The sequence below is a fragment of the Terriglobus sp. ADX1 genome (assembly GCF_036877645.1).
In the GTDB taxonomy this organism is placed as follows: Bacteria; Acidobacteriota; Terriglobia; order Terriglobales; family Acidobacteriaceae; genus Terriglobus.
In genome coordinates, this window is record NZ_JAEDXV010000026.1 from 51,917 (window position 1) to 66,992 (window position 15,076).

General features: G+C 54.3%; 14 protein-coding genes. 4 read left to right on the forward strand and 10 right to left on the reverse strand.

Annotated features, from left to right (window positions below; translation table 11 throughout):
• The first annotated feature begins 300 nt into the window (after window positions 1-300).
• Entirely contained in the window at window positions 301-597 is a 297-nt protein-coding gene (locus JAO32_RS15740; protein WP_334242100.1) for a multicopper oxidase domain-containing protein, read from the forward strand.
• 585 nt (window positions 598-1,182) lie between these two features.
• Here the strand turns inward: JAO32_RS15740 and JAO32_RS15745 are convergent.
• The 8 genes from JAO32_RS15745 to JAO32_RS15770 all read right to left on the reverse strand — a co-directional run bounded on the left by JAO32_RS15745 (window position 1,183) and on the right by JAO32_RS15770 (window position 9,327).
• Entirely contained in the window at window positions 1,183-1,875 is a 693-nt protein-coding gene (locus JAO32_RS15745; protein ID WP_334242103.1) for a helix-turn-helix domain-containing protein, read from the reverse strand.
• Window positions 1,872-2,492, reverse strand: coding sequence for an AAA family ATPase (locus JAO32_RS20090; RefSeq protein WP_443082608.1), 621 nt, complete (start codon window positions 2,490-2,492; stop codon window positions 1,872-1,874). Before JAO32_RS20090 ends, JAO32_RS15745 begins: the two co-directional genes overlap by 4 nt.
• Before the next feature lie 11 nt (window positions 2,493-2,503).
• On the reverse strand, window positions 2,504-3,406 hold the full coding sequence (gene bla / locus JAO32_RS15750; RefSeq protein ID WP_334242104.1) for a subclass B3 metallo-beta-lactamase: 903 nt from the start codon (window positions 3,404-3,406) through the stop codon (window positions 2,504-2,506).
• A 412-nt stretch (window positions 3,407-3,818) separates the two neighbouring features.
• Window positions 3,819-4,802, reverse strand: a complete 984-nt coding sequence (locus tag JAO32_RS15755; RefSeq protein ID WP_334242106.1) for an alpha/beta fold hydrolase — start codon at window positions 4,800-4,802, stop codon at window positions 3,819-3,821.
• 40 nt (window positions 4,803-4,842) lie between these two features.
• Window positions 4,843-5,703 carry a helix-turn-helix domain-containing protein gene (locus JAO32_RS20095; protein ID WP_443082609.1) on the reverse strand — a complete coding sequence of 287 codons (861 nt, stop codon included), beginning with the start codon at window positions 5,701-5,703 and terminating at the stop codon, window positions 4,843-4,845.
• Between the two features lie 423 nt (window positions 5,704-6,126).
• Entirely contained in the window at window positions 6,127-6,978 is an 852-nt protein-coding gene (locus JAO32_RS15760) for a maleylpyruvate isomerase N-terminal domain-containing protein (RefSeq protein ID WP_334242108.1), read from the reverse strand.
• A gap of 713 nt (window positions 6,979-7,691) precedes the next feature.
• Window positions 7,692-8,462: an SDR family NAD(P)-dependent oxidoreductase gene (locus tag JAO32_RS15765; RefSeq protein WP_334242110.1), complete on the reverse strand. Its 771-nt coding sequence runs from the start codon at window positions 8,460-8,462 to the stop codon at window positions 7,692-7,694.
• A 28-nt stretch (window positions 8,463-8,490) separates the two neighbouring features.
• Window positions 8,491-9,327, reverse strand: coding sequence for an SDR family NAD(P)-dependent oxidoreductase (locus JAO32_RS15770; protein ID WP_334242112.1), 837 nt, complete (start codon window positions 9,325-9,327; stop codon window positions 8,491-8,493).
• A 370-nt stretch (window positions 9,328-9,697) separates the two neighbouring features.
• Here JAO32_RS15770 and JAO32_RS15775 point away from each other — a divergent pair, with 370 nt between their 5' ends.
• From JAO32_RS15775 to JAO32_RS15785, 3 genes are all read left to right on the forward strand, one after another.
• Window positions 9,698-10,489: an IclR family transcriptional regulator gene (locus JAO32_RS15775; protein ID WP_334242115.1), complete on the forward strand. Its 792-nt coding sequence runs from the start codon at window positions 9,698-9,700 to the stop codon at window positions 10,487-10,489.
• A gap of 133 nt (window positions 10,490-10,622) precedes the next feature.
• Window positions 10,623-11,648 (forward strand): SMP-30/gluconolactonase/LRE family protein, encoded by a 1,026-nt coding sequence (locus tag JAO32_RS15780; RefSeq protein WP_334242117.1) that lies wholly within the window; start codon window positions 10,623-10,625, stop codon window positions 11,646-11,648.
• 172 nt (window positions 11,649-11,820) lie between these two features.
• Window positions 11,821-13,362 carry a CoA-acylating methylmalonate-semialdehyde dehydrogenase gene (locus tag JAO32_RS15785; RefSeq protein WP_334242119.1) on the forward strand — a complete coding sequence of 514 codons (1,542 nt, stop codon included), beginning with the start codon at window positions 11,821-11,823 and terminating at the stop codon, window positions 13,360-13,362.
• A gap of 56 nt (window positions 13,363-13,418) precedes the next feature.
• Here the strand turns inward: JAO32_RS15785 and JAO32_RS15790 are convergent, their stop codons facing one another.
• Entirely contained in the window at window positions 13,419-13,805 is a 387-nt protein-coding gene (locus JAO32_RS15790) for a cupin domain-containing protein (RefSeq protein ID WP_334242122.1), read from the reverse strand.
• On the reverse strand, window positions 13,783-15,076 hold a 1,294-nt coding region (locus JAO32_RS15795; protein ID WP_334242125.1), incomplete at its 5' end, for a transketolase C-terminal domain-containing protein. The genes JAO32_RS15790 and JAO32_RS15795, both read right to left, overlap by 23 nt.

Here is a 15,076-nt window from a genome sequence, read left to right on the forward strand (position 1 = left end):
GCTTCTGCTCCTAGCAGCGATGTGATGTCGAATTTTCTTTCTTTGGCTAGCAACAATCGTTCACAGCTTAGAACCGCCGTAGCATAACAACCGTGCAGAACCTTGATCGCACTGGAAAAGCATCGTCTTCGATGAGTGGGCGAACCGCTATCCCTCATTGCCATAAACAATCGATGGTTGAACCCGATTTTCCCGCGCCAATTGATCGGTGTGTTCCGAAAACAGCCGATAGCGGATGCAATCGGCCAGTACGGACGTTGTTAGAAGGCTTATGCGTGTTCCGTTACACCCGCGGGGCGATTGCGGTACACGAGGAAGAAACCGGCTGGCACGAGAAAGACCGTTAACACAACCGATACAGCCAGACCACCAATAAGAGCTTGCGCGAGTGGAACGTATGCTTCGCTTCCCTCTGGCCCACGCACACTACCCGACCCGCACGAACTCGGCTGGAAAGACGTGGTGCAATGCCCGCCCTACAGCATCACCCGCATCATCGTGCCCTTCCACGGCTACACCGGCCGCTACGTCTGGCACTGCCACATCCTTGCACACGAAGCCAACGACATGATGCGGCCCTACCAGGTCATCGCATGAGCGATTCGCGCAGATGTCGAAGGCAAATCGCCCTTCAAGTTCAGTCATCTGATGAGGCCTCAAGAGTCCGAATTTTCACCAGCGGCTGGAATGAGCGTATCGTCCAGCCTTCACATTCCATTTAGTCAATATCGGTCAGAACGATCTGCATATCCCCGAGCCGAACATCGATTGTGGTAATGCGACCACGAACGGGAGCGTAGGCTCAATCAGGCTTGGCTGCCCCCCTCTGGGATCGAGCTTGCAAAAGGAACGGGCAGCTGTACCTTTGGGGGTCTTCCCTCTCCACCAATCACGGAACTTGCCCAGAAATGGCATGTTTTGAAACCGGGTGGTTCGCTCTACATCCAAGCGCCTCATGCAACGCTTCATTATGAGGCGAATACCTCTGGCCTGTACACATTCTCAGGACTCTACCTGCCGCCTTCCTTGTCAAAGGAGCAGGTGGACCAGCTACGAGCGGCCGGGATCACGATCCCAAGTCACCTTGTGCTCTGAGCCCCTCCTGTCGCGGAGAGAACTGCGGCGCAGAAGAAGAAAATTGCTATCACCTTGATTTTCATTTCACGCTTTCCTCGAGCCAACTCAAACATCGGGTGCCTTGTCGTGGGATAGTGTCAGTTGTGTTTCCTTTCTCCAGGCTCCCGGCGTTTGTCCTGTGAGTGCGACGACTGCCTTCGTCATATGAGCTTGATCTGAAAATCCGGAGGCTTGAGCGATCTCATCGAGTCTGACTCGCGAACACGCAGCGAGTCTTGCTGCTCTTCGGGCGCGCTGTTGTCCGCGAAAGGTCTTCGGAGAGACGTGAAACACCTTGCGGAAGCCTCGCGATACGGTTGCTTCCGCAAGACCGTATTCGAACGCCCACTCGTCTATACGCATATGGGGATCGAGCCCAATCGCCGTAGCAAGTTGATGTGGCCAATCATCGACAGCACGGCACACAGGCTGCATAGCGCGCAGGACGTACTCGAGCGCTTCTTCAACGGATGTCTCAAGAGCACGTATGGCAGCGTCAGGATCCGTCACAGTCATGGTAGCGTGCGGCCATGTTGCCCAGAAAGGCAGTAGCAGATCGACGACTTCAGCTCCAGAAGCATGATAGCGGTCGAGATGTGCCTCGTAAGGATCGTGAAGCACGACGTCGCCCTCACGTACAGAGAAGCATCCACGGTCACCGGCTTCCTCATATCCGCCGCGCAAGACAAGCGCAAGGTAGCTTCCGGTGTGCCGATGACGTTCCACCATGGTGTAGCCGCTTCGAAAGGTTCGCGTCATGATTTCAACTCAATTCTGTGATTCCCTCTCGTGCCGAGTCGAGGGAGAGTCCCCTGACTCCTGCCAATGCGAATCCAGAGCCGAACCGATTCCAACATAACGTTGGCTCTTTCCTTTGCAGAGGCGAAGGGAAGATCAACGACTTCATAGCCACATTCTTCGTATATCTGCCGCAAAAGAAATCCGGTATCGAGCGCTTCTTGAAAGTCTTGGCGCCGCTCCGCGTCGTTGCAGTAGATGTCCTGCCACGGTGGCGCGAAGAAGACCAGCCTGGCGTACCGATACCGCTTGGAGGCCTCCATGGCCGACGATTCATCAAGGCCGCACAGGCGACAATAACAAAGAGTGTCTGGAATGCCTCTGTCGCAAAAGGCGAATGAAGACCGCCCTTCTCTGCGAAAGGATTCGATCGATCGTTGAAGCATCGCATCAGCGAATAGCTTACGGTCGAGCCAAGGGAGTGCAGGACCTCTCGACTGCATTTGGTTCCGTATTAACTCGCGGGCGACTTCCGGAACGACGCGAACACCAAGCTGATTCAGTTCATCCAGAGCGGTCGTCTTGCCTGCCCCGGGCCCACCTGTAACGATGAAGAGATAAGGATGCTGTAGATTCATCGGATATTGGGTTACCTCACCGCCGATGAGTTTTCCTGCGTGGCATAGAACTTCTCAAATGCCACCCGTGCGTTCTCTACCGTTCGTTGGTACCCCACAGGATCGATCCAAACGCTCTCACCCTCCTTCGATAGCCTTGCGAGCTTTTCTAGCATTCCGAAATGTGACGCATGATCGCCAAGGAAAATGTCGCAATGAAGATTGGCGAGGAGTGCGAACGTGTGTCGAAAATCTTCTGCAATGCCTGGATAAGAGACGGGATGAGTCTTTGTTGGCACGACCTGAAAATCCGACCAGAGGGTGTAACCACCAACGATCACCACATCGCGATACCTGTCGGGCAAGTCTTGTTGCATATGAACCTTCATGGTCCATGTTGTGCAGCCCCGGGTGTGTCCCGCAGTTCGATGAGCGGTGAGCGTGAATCCTCCGAGGGTAATTATTGCGCCGTCATGAAGAACCTCATCGACCTTTGCCGGGGGATAGGTGGGCAAAGATCCTGAAGCCGCGAGGAAATCGTCCTTGCCCCCCGAACTCACGACGTTTGCATCCCCTTCCATCACTTCAAGCTTCGCGCCCGTTTCTTTGCGTATTTGCGCCGCACCAGCCGCATGGTCGAAGTGAGCTTGGGCGAGAAGGAGAAGCTTGGTGTCAGTCCAGCGATAGCCGAGCCGTTCCACGCTGGCTTTGATCTGAGGGGGCGAAGATTCGAGATTCGCATTGATCAGGATGTTTCCAGCAGGTGTGGTGATCAGGTAGGAAGCGAGGTCCCGACTACCGACATAGTAAAGATTGTCAGCGATACGGAAGGGTGCAATCGTCGCCGTCCATTCTGGATGAACCTGTGCGGACGAGGCGAGTAACGGAGCCAGAAGCAAAACCGCCGTAGTTCTCAAGGTTGAAAATAAGGACATATCTATGTAAGACCTCAGTGGAAATTTCGGGAGGAGTCTGCGATAAGTGGATGGCATGTCCAAACATCCGCCGTTGGCGGCGTCCTGTTTCACGCCTACGATTAGTTTCTGAATCCATTGGTTGGGGTCGGTTGAGGGCTGGCGACGAGCTTTTAAGCTCCCACCTGATGAGTGTCTTTCATCAAGGCGCGCGAGGTCTTGTATCTACTTGACTTTCCCCATTACTTCTCCTGTCCTTCCAACCCGAATGCGCTTACAGGGAATGATCGAGTGACGTTTTAAACGAGAGGATTCCACAAGATCTAATCCAGCTTGTTCTGATTTCATTCATTGCCTCTCGCCGCGATGGCTTGATGATCTAAGGGTCTTCATAAGTGCCGCGTCAAAGAGGCCACGGGTCTCCCGGCCTGAATCATCGCTTCGCGGTCCAGAGGCTATGCGCCTCCTGCGCGATCACGTCGGGCATCTCTTCCGGGAAAAACAGGTTTGCGCCCTCGAGGCGACGGACTCCCCGAGATCCAGTTAGCGTTTTGTCCAACCAATCAGCCCATTCCGCGCCAAAAAAGTTGTCCTGCATAGCCCAGACCATTCGAGCGGGCTTCTTCCAGCGGGACAATTTTTCGCGCATGGGTACCAGAACGTTATCGCCCAGGGCATCGGTAAAACGATCGACTTGCCGCATCCGCGTTGGAGATGAGACCAAGGGATCGAAATACATATCAATTGTGCTGTCAGCGAGAAGTTCTGGATAGGTGAACTGTGCTCCGATTCCTCTAACCGAACGTGCCAACTCTTTGTTCTTAACTTGCGGCATCAGGTATCGTTCGGCAAATAGTCCGCGTTTCGCCAATGCGACAGCAGGGTGAAAGAGGGAGGGAGGGTTATTGGTATCCACGTCGCAATTGCTGAGGAGGAGGGTGCGAACCCGTTCTGGATATGCCGCGGTCAAGAGCTGTGCGATGATCCCTCCCGCATCATTCGCGATGACGTCGACCTGACTGACCTTCAAGCTGTCCAGTAGCGATGCGATCATTCCAACTTGGGCGGTGGGCGTAAGCTCTTGATCTTCTGATATCTCGCTGTACCCCATGCCCATAAGGTCAGGCGCGATGCAACGCCTATAGGGCGAGAGTCTCTCTAGCGCTCCCCGCCACTGAAAACTGTTCAGCGGGAAGCCGTGAAGGAAGAGAGCGACTCGGGATCCGCTACCGCGATCAACATATGCGATACGGCCCATTCGCAACGCAGCGAATCGACGCGAAGTCTCGTACCAAGCTTCATCAAGCGTCGGATTATCCGAACCACGAGTCGCAGTTGACGCAACGACGGCGGACGAGAGACGAAGAAACGAGCGTCGATCCATCGTCCGATTTTGGCTGATCGAGGCCCGGTTCATCGCGCATATCCGGATGATAAGAGCACAATTCGCCTGTGAACTACCTTCGGTTGCCTCCCTGTGCCACTTGACGGATTTGCAGCGGTCGCATACCCAGAACCCGAACCATGTGTCGGGACATATGGCTCTGGTGGGAAAAGCCGACCGCAAGTGCCACTTCCGCGATTGGCAACGTGCCTTCTTGAAGCATCGCTTTGGCCCGTTCCACTCTGCGACGAATTACATGTTGGTGAACTGACAACCCCATCGACTTTCTGAACAGTGTGGTGAGATGCGAGGCACTCAGTCCGGCTGACGCTGCAATGTCGGTAAGAGACATTTCTGCGCCAAGCCTATCTTCTATATAAGACAGAACACGTTTCAGCCTATGGCCGCTCAATCCGTCGACCTCGTCGGCCCCGGGGACCAAGCCAGTGTGGTGAGTAAGAAGCCGAGAGGAGACAGCGAGACCGATACCATCCAAGTAAGCACCTCCTGACGGGCATCCGTCTTCAATCTCTCGTGCTGCTGCGACTGCAAGCGCCTCAAGAACAGGATCGCGGATTTGAAAGCGGTTCAGGACTTCGAGTGCAGGGCACACCATCTCGCTTACTGCAATGTCGAGTAGCGACTGCGGAAGAATGATTAGCACAGCTCGGTCTTCCTCTCCGACCAATTCCCAACGTGCTGCTGTTCCGGCTGGAATGATGTCAATGTCGCCATGTACAGCGGTTCCCGAGAAGTGCCGACCAGCGCGATGACAGTCCACTTTGGTGGGACTGCCTATGTGAACGCTCAGTAAGGTCTTATCTATCGGAGGCACAGTGAGCACTCCCGGGGGGTCCCTTCGAACTTGAAAGGCGAGACCGCTTGGACGCCGCGCTTGCGCGAAAATTTCGACAACTGGTGCCTGCTGCTCCATCGCTATTTACTTATTCCCTTTCCTGCTTACTCTCCAGGCCACCATCGGCTTTTCATCCTGCTTGATGCTTGATCGAGTTGATGGGTGGGAGGCAATATCTTCGCCGGGAGTGGGCTGGGTTGGCTCGATGAGCCACCGACTGCTCAGATTGCACAAACTTCGGGGGAATCCGCGTCCAGGTCTATCCTTCGAATGCCAATACCCGACGGAAGCGGATCTCTAAAATTTTTGGGGTGTGATCATTCTAAAGCTGAGCAGTTGAAATTCGACGGCTGTTCATGAGAAAACGTCGCCGCGAATTCACGACTGCCCGAGAAACATTCACAGTCTGCTCGGCAAGTCTGGCTCGAAACGCACCGTGAAACGCTTTCATTGCCTCGGCGCCGGGCTTAGAAATGCAGACTTGTCTCAATACTCGCAGCTTCAACCGACGATTGAGGTCATACTGAGAATACCGGCTGCCAAATCGGAATCGCCCTTGACCTCCACTCGTTCGCGGACCGCGCTAGGGGCGATACCCTTTGTGAAGATAAGCCAAGCGATCTCCTGTGGTATTGCTACTTCACAGGCGAGTTCAGTAGGAACCGATTGCAGAAAGGTCCATCCTTCATCGTGTGCTGAAAGCACCCAAGTTCCTCCACAATCCCCACGAATGTCCAGAAGTACATTCGTGCCTGGAGGGCATTTCCTATGGCGATAGGTATACGGAAGTCCTCGCAGAAAGCAGTCCAGAACTGGATGGTAGAGTTCAGGCGTCATAATTCCAGGACGATCGGTTGCTAACCGAATTTGTTGCTGATGGTGCCATCTTTCAGTTAGTTCGCGCGCGGTATCGAACCAGTTCAGAGAGGTCGTTTCTCCTGCCCAGCTAACACTAAAAAAAGCCCGTGAGAAGGGGTCGAGCGACTCATGAAAACTCGCAAACTGATCGCACGTGATTGCCATCAGATCTATCAAGACGGCTGGACTCAGGCGGCGATAGATGGTGACGCCTTCGCGGTTCAGGCGATTGACTAGATCAATCACCTCTCGTGCGGATTTAGGATTTGCGGCGTCCACAAGGCAGCGGTCCCTTACCAGGCTAAGTTTTCGAAGTGCGGTATCGAGAAGATGTGCGGCTACATCTCGAACTGTCCACTTTGGAGAGACTGTCTGAAAATCCCATTCCGCCGGCTGCAAGGAACGCAGCAATGCGAGGAGCTCGGTATCGACTTTTCGTAGCAAAGGAGCGCAAAGAATCGCTTCGTGTCCGCTGGTTTGTCCTGTTTCAGCCATTGATCCCAAAATACCACCGCATCTCTGAGTCACTCCTCATGAACGCCGTTGCCATCAGTAGTCGGTCGCCGACGATATGTCGACTTCGCAGGGTAAATGGCGACCAATTACTATTAGTGGCTTGCGCTGGCATCAAGATAACTTTTCCCGCGTGAACAGCGTAAAGCACGTGAGTGAACCTCCGAAAGTCGTTCCCATAGGGTCTTCGGAAAGTACGGTTAAATCCCCGTCAAAGCCAACACACAATTTTCCGGCATGAGACTCCAGATGGAACTCCGGAACTGGATTGGTCGTAAGCATGCAAGCACATCGAGAAAGGTGAGTCCGGCAAGCTGCAACTGGTGATATTCCTCACTATCGTCATAATCAGAGGGAAACCTGTGTCCGTGCCGAAGATCAGCCGACCGCCACCCTTATGGAACCCAACGACTATCGCTCGAATTTTGTCAATGTGGTTGCTGCCAGAGAAGAGCTTCGGTGTCGGCGTCATTGCCATGTGTCTCATCACCATCTCAATTGCGTGATCAGCCTCACGTCTACGCCTGCGATTGCGTCTGGCGCATGCGCTAAAACGTCGACACCGCTTTCTATAACCACAACATCCTCGTTGGGGTACCCGTAGCTTGGTGCTGTTAAACCCGTGTTTGTGCTAGGGAGACGTCCGCTGGAACATGCTATGAGTCGAAAACCGTAGATTGCGTAAGAATCGCAGTTTATTTGCCGACCCAGCCGCCATCGACATAGATAGATTGCCCGGTAATATACGAGGCATCATCCGATGCAAGGAATGCAACGGCCTTACCAACCTCTACTGGCTGCCCCGGGCGTCCCAACGAAATCTGTCCCACCACTCCAGGCAGGATTTCAGGGCTTTCCAGCACCCAACGAATCATTGGAGTATCAATCAGACCCGGGTGAACGCAGTTCGCACGGATCCCGTAGTGCCCCATCTCAGCCGAGATATTGCGCGTGAGCGCTTCAATAGCCAGTTTGCTTGGAGCATAGTGCGTACGACCCGGCAGTACACGAGCCGCTTGGATCGATCCGATATTTACAATCGCACCCTTGCGATCGTCTGCGATGGCTCGCTTGCAAAATGTCTGTGCGCACATCCACTGGCTCTTCAGGTTGACCTCAGTTACTTCCTCCCACTGTCTGTCCGTAAGTTCCAGAAAAGGAATGATGGTTTCAATTCCCGCGTTATTGACCAACACATCAACAGGACCAAACTCAGAGGCTCCGGCGAAGATGCGATCCACGTCCGCTCGCTTACTTACATCGCCAGCAACAACAAGGGCGCGCCTTCCCTTCTTTTGAATGGCTTCGGCTAGTGCGTTGCAGCGCTCATCGGCATGGAGATCATTGATGACAACGTCTGCACCTTCATCCGCAAGAACTTCAGCAATTCCCTTACCAATACCTTGTCCTGCGCCGGTTACAAGCGCGATCTTACCCACCAACTTCATCTTCGTCCTCGTCGTCATCTCTCGTTTAGGAGTTCACGTGTACTCGTTAGTGGATCGTCCAGCCGCCATCAACCATCAGCGTTTGTCCTACTACCATATCGGCGAAAGGACTCGCCAGAAATAACACCGCGCCCACCAGATCTTCAGGCTGATTCCAACGGCCCCGCGGAATCATCTCTTGTGTCGCCCATTCTTTGTAGCCCGGCTTTTCGAGAATGTTCTTGCGCGATTCCGTTTCAGTGATACATGGCGCAACAACATTTACCAGGACGCCCTGCTGTGCCCATTCCAGCGAAAGAGATTTCGCTAGATGATGCACGGCAGACTTCACTGCAGCGTAGAGAGCGCGATTCTTAAACGCGATAACACCAAAATTAGATCCAATCTGGATAATGCGACCACTTCCCTGGGGCAGCATCACTTTGGCCGCTGCTTGAGAAGCGAAAAAGACACTTTTGAGCGAAGCCGTAATGGTCTTATCAAACTCTTCTTCGCTGACATCCAGAGCGGGGCCGGTTCCGGTCCAGCCCGCATTATTGACAAGGATATCAACGCGTCCAAACTCCTCGACGGCACTATCCACTAACTTCTGAACGTCACTTACTACCCCGACATCTGCCGGAACAATCAGGACACGCCGACCAAGCGCTTCAATCTCTTGCTTGAGATTCTGAATCTCTTCCAGCCGAGGCCCGGGATGCTTCGAAAGGACCAGATGCGCCCCTGCCTGAGCCAGCCCCAGAGCGATGGCGCGCCCTATGCCCTGCGAGGCGCCCGTTACGATGGCAATCTTGCCTTGTAAGTTGAAGCTCGAGTAGTCCATCTGCACTCCGAAATGATGTTGTTGCGTATTTCCCTTAAATGCTTGCGTATTGCGCAACAAACGAATCTTAACGTTCCATCTCTGATGGCGTCAAGATACGGCGACCGCTTTCTCTGCAGAACCCGCATATCGACATCCTGCGGGCATCTTCAGGCCACACTTGAAGGGAGCTATCGCAGGCCGCCGCCTTATGAATATGCGCAGCAATATTGCTTTTCGGATTCGTGGGGCCAGCCAACTCACACAACTGCAGGAGCGCCTTAGAGCCGCCATCAGGCCTTCGCATGTCGCAGCAGCAGGGTGATATGGTGGAGGATGAATTCGAGAAGCGCCCGAGGATTTCTCACCAGTACGCACCTCAGGGAATGGCACAAGAGCCTGTATTCCCCTGGAGATGGGGGAGACTGCGGGCCTCAGCAAGGCAAGGTCCATGGCTCCGAAAAAATCCCCGCTCGTCCCTTTCATCCAAAGCCTCGACCGCGGTCTAACCATCATCCAGATGGTGGCGCTTTCCAAACAGCCGGTAACGCTCTCCGAACTGGCAGAAGCCCTGGAAGTGGACCGCAGCAGCGCTTTCCGACTAGCCCATACCCTTCGTCGCCGCGGCTTTCTCTCCTGCCCGCCGGGCCGCAAGGACTACATCCTTGGCCCCTCTATGTGGACGCTGTCGCACCAGTACGATTGGAGCAACATGCTGGTCCGCGTTGCGCATAAGGAACTAAAGACACTGGCAAATGATCTGAACGAAACGGCCCACCTGGCCGTCCGTGAAGGTAAGAGCGCACTTTTCATCGATTCGGCCCACGCAAACCACGTCATTGCTGTTGCAGGTCAAACGGGCGAGCTGGTGCCACTGTATTGCACCGCGCACGGAAAAGCTCTCTTGGCGGATGCCGACGAGCGCGAGTTAAAGTCGCAGTTCGGCCAGGGAGCACTCACACGGCACACGAAGAACACCATTACGAGCCTTAAGTCACTGTTGGAAGAGTGCCACGAGATCAAAGTCCGTGGATATGCAACGGACGAAGGTGAGTACGCCGCCGGCATGCGCTGCATCGCTGCCCCCATCCGCCTCGAAGATGGATCCATCGTGGGCTCAATCGGAATCTCTGCACCAGACTCGCGTTTCCTGAAAGAACAGTATCCCAGCTACAGCAAGAAGGTTCTACGTGTCGCCGCCAGCATTGCGGCTCTGCTGAACACTTCCGAACAGTCAGAGTAGTTCCCCGCCACACCTCTCCCTAGCTCATCCCGTCCGCTCGGCCCATGCTAAGCTTGCAATCTATATTGCATAATGTGCAATACGGTGGCTTGAACTTCTTGCCGCCAGATCGAGTAGCACGAAGGCTTGCGGCATGTCTAATCCCATTCTTGATTTCGGTATCGATACAAATTCCCTGCAGTACATCGGCGAAGGTTTACAACGCCCAGAGTGCATCCTTGCGGAACGCAATGGAACGCTGTGGTCTGCAGATTCGCGCGGTGGCGTGGTGCGCATGCGGCATGATGGCACGCAAGAGATCGTGACGCAGCGCATCTCTGACTATTTTGCTGATGCTGGTGACGAAGCCACACGTTACCTGACCGGCACTCTACCCAATGGGCTGGCCTTCGCCTCGAACGGGGATATTCTCATCTCCAACTTCGGCACAGATCGTCTGGAAGTAATGACACGTTCGGGTGAATCGCATGTGCTGGCAGACAGCATTGAGGGCGAAGCGATTGGCAAGGTAAATTTCGTTCTGCGCGATTCAAAGGGACGTATCTGGATTACCGTCTCAACACGCATCAAGAACTGGATGCATGCACTCCGCACAGACCTGTATGACGGCTACATCGCCCGTTACATTGACGGGAAATTCCGCATCATGGCCGATGGGTTTCAATTCACCAATGAGATCCGAATGGACGCCAACGAAGAGTGGATGTACGCGGTAGAAACAACTGGCGGTCACATTCGGCGGATGCGAGTCAATGACGACGGGACCTTGGGAACTCCTGAAGTGTTTGGGCCATCAAGCCTTGGCGAGGGTGCATGGCCAGACGGCATTGCATTCGATAGCATCGGCAATCTGTGGGGCACCTGTGTCTATTCCGATAAGCTATGGGCGCTCACCCCTAAGGGCGACCTGCGCGTCTTTCTGGATGAAGGCGACCCTGCGAAAGTGGATGCTCTGGAACAACAGTTTCGCGCAGGCGCCGTAACGCAGGATGTGCTGTTCGCAACCGGTCGTGGCATTGCCCCATGGATGGCCAGTGTGACCTTCGGCGGTTCTGATCTACAGACGCTGTACATAGGTTCTTTACGAGGCCAACGAATCCCCTATTTCCGCGCCCCTGCGCCAGGCCTACCAATGGTTCACTGGAACGAATCCTACTAACTCTCCCGATCCAATTTCGCGCAGATCACGATGATGGGGCCAGCAGTAATGCTGTCCCATCATCGTGTAACTATTACTTCGCGAGAACAGATTTTGCATATTATGCAATGCGTGTTGCATAAATGACGTGACGGGAGCACAATCTCTGAAACGACTTTCCGAGGTTTTCCCTGTGTCCAATACCGCAACTCTTCCTGACTTGACTGCAGAAGCTGCTTCGCTCCGTGTGATCCCCCACTGGATAGGTGGCGCCGCTGTACCCGGCACATCAAGTCGTTTCAGCGATATCTACAATCCCGCGACCGGTCAGGTGCAAGCACGCCTTGCGTTGGCAAATAACACTGAACTCGCAAGTGCCGTTGCCGCTGCCAAAGCGGCGTTTCCTGAGTGGGCTGCATTCCCACCGTTGCGCCGCGCGCGCATCATGTTTCGCTTTCGCGAGTTGCTGGAGAAGAACACGGATCGCATCGCGGCAGCCATCACATTGGAGCATGGCAAGGTTCTCTCCGATGCAAAGGGCGAAGTAACTCGTGGACTTGAAGTGGTTGAATTTGCCACCGGCATTCCTCAACTACTGAAAGGTGAATTCTCTGAACAGGTAGGCGCAGGAATCGATAGCTGGAACATGCGCCAGCCACTCGGTGTCGTTGCGGGCATTACACCTTTCAACTTCCCAGCCATGGTGCCTATGTGGATGTTCCCTGTAGCCCTGGCATGCGGCAACACGTTCATCCTGAAACCGAGCGAACGCGACCCCAGCGCAGCGCTCATCCTCGCAGGACTTCTTAAAGAAGCGGGCCTGCCCGACGGTGTATTCAACGTACTCCACGGCGACAAAGAATCCGTGGATGGCCTGTTGGATCATCCGGATGTGCAGGCAATCAGCTTCGTAGGGTCCACTCCCATCGCAGAGTATGTCTACACACGCGGCACTGCAAAAGGAAAGCGCGTGCAGGCACTTGGCGGTGCAAAGAACCACATGATCGTGATGCCGGATGCAGACCTCGATCAAGCAGCCGATGCGCTCGTTGGGGCGGCTTACGGCTCTGCCGGTGAGCGTTGCATGGCAATCTCGATCGCCGTGACCGTAGGCAACAACACGGCAGACGAACTGCGCGAGAAATTATTGGAGCGCATCGCCAAACTGAAGATCGAACCCGGCACAGAAGCCACGTCCGACATGGGGCCGCTGGTAACGAAGCAGCACCTTGATCGCGTAAAGGGCTATCTCAACACAGGCGTGCAGGAAGGCTCAGAACTGGTTGTGGATGGTCGCAACTCTGCGCTGCCAAAGGGTGATGGCTTCTTCCTCGGCGCTTCTCTGTTTGATCATGTGAAACCAGAGATGAGCATCTATAAGGACGAGATTTTCGGACCGGTGCTCGGCATTGTGCGCGCGAATAACTTCCAAACCGCGCTGAAGCTGATCAATCAACACGAGTTTGGCAATGGCACCTCCATCTTCACGCGCGATGGAGATACAGCGCGCGCGTTCACATATGCCGTCCAGGTAGGTATGGTGGGCGTGAACATTCCCATCCCTGTGCCCATGGCGTTCCATAGCTTCGGTGGCTGGAAGCGCTCACTGTTTGGCGATCATGCGATGCACGGCCCAGAAGGCGTACGTTTCTATACGCGCGTTAAGACAGTCACCGCTCGGTGGCCCACAGGCATTCGCGTAGGTGTAGATACAACCATGCCAACACTCGGCTGAAGGATAACTCCAAAAAGAATGGGCTCCCAAAAGGGAGCCCATGGGGACACAGAACATTAGTCCTGAAAACCTAGCCCCTCAAACATCTGGTAGTTATCCAGGCTGGTAGCTGGTGCAAAGAAACACACGACCTTCATGACTTCATTACTCGTGTTCTGCAACATATGCGGCTTTCCTTGCGGGAAAAGAACCATACTGCCTGTGCGCACCGCGTCGATCTCTCCATCAATCCAAACGCGTCCGCTGCCGCTGACAAGGTAGATGACTTCTTCCCCATGAGGATGCGAGTGTGCGGGCTTCACTTTCTGACCGGGTTGGACCTCAATGATGGCAACGCTGCATTGCTCTGCCCCGGTGGTCTCTTTGGTTACAACCCAGCGCAACATTCGCCCTGGCAGATCCAGTGCCTCAATGTCGCTTTCATGCACGATGGGCAATGCCATGGCTGGATTCCTCACTTTCTCGCTCACTATCTACGCCCAATACTTTTCTGGCTAACGCCGCTCCTGAAAGTCCAAACACCTCAACTAACTCTTCATATGTTGCAGAGTGAATGAACTGTGGTTTGCCTTGTGAATCCAGCGTATTTACCGTAAATACAGCTTCCGAATGGAACTCGCCATGACGGTAAATAACCTTTAGATAGTTCTGCCAGATATAACCGTTGTTCTGCTCAGCGAAGATCAACTTCTTTCCCGAACGATGCAATTGAAGTAACAACTCCTCATCGACGGATGGCATATCCACAACAGTCACTCCAATACCCTGCTCCGCGCATAGACTCGCAGCTGCCAAGGCCTCATGCGTTCCGCGGCCGCTACTGATGAGAACCACTGTATCCGTGTCTGTATGTTTCAGGATGTGACCTTGCGCAAATTTGAAGATGTATTCCGGCCCATACAACACAGCGGATGCCGTACGCATGACTCTGACATACAACAAGCCCTTGTTGCCTTGCATGGCCCACTTCATCAACGACAACATCTGTTGCGGGCAGGAAACGTCAATGATCTTCAGATGACCGACGGCATCGAACGTAGTGATGTCATCGTTGCCCATGTGAGTGGCTCCATTGGTACGTGTCTCGAAGTTGGCCGCCGTAGCAAGAAACGTCAGATCAAGACCATGGCCTTCGCTGAGCCAACCATCTGGCGCGGCAATTGCCTCAAGCCTCTCCTGCTGTCCCACTGCGATGCGCCGCATCACTTGCCAATTAAAGAACGGACAAAACGTGCTGGTCCATACCTGATTCCCAAGCGCAGCCATCGCTTCGCCAATCAGCATCATGTTGGCTTCCGCGACGCCCACGTTCAATGCTCGCGCCTGATCCACCGCTGCAACACCCGTTTCCAAGCCGCTGGTAGATGCCAGATCAGAATCGATGGATACAACACGGCGATCACGTGCGAAAACCTTCATTGCTGCCGTAACAATCTCGGCAGCGGTGTACTGCTTACCCCGGTCCAACCGCGGCAGAGCAGCATCATCGTATTGCACTTCTTTGGAGCGCACAGGAGCACGGCGAGTAAGCACAGGGCCAATAACCTGCGAAAAGCCATCGGATTCGCCCAGATGCATATCTTTCGCCGTTCGCCGCAGAAGCCAGGCGATACCATCGTCTTCAAGTCGAGACAGCCACTCTTGAAGCTCTGCAACACGCTCCGCACGACGTGCTAGCTGTAACTCAACCTCCTGATCCAATAACGCGCCGGCG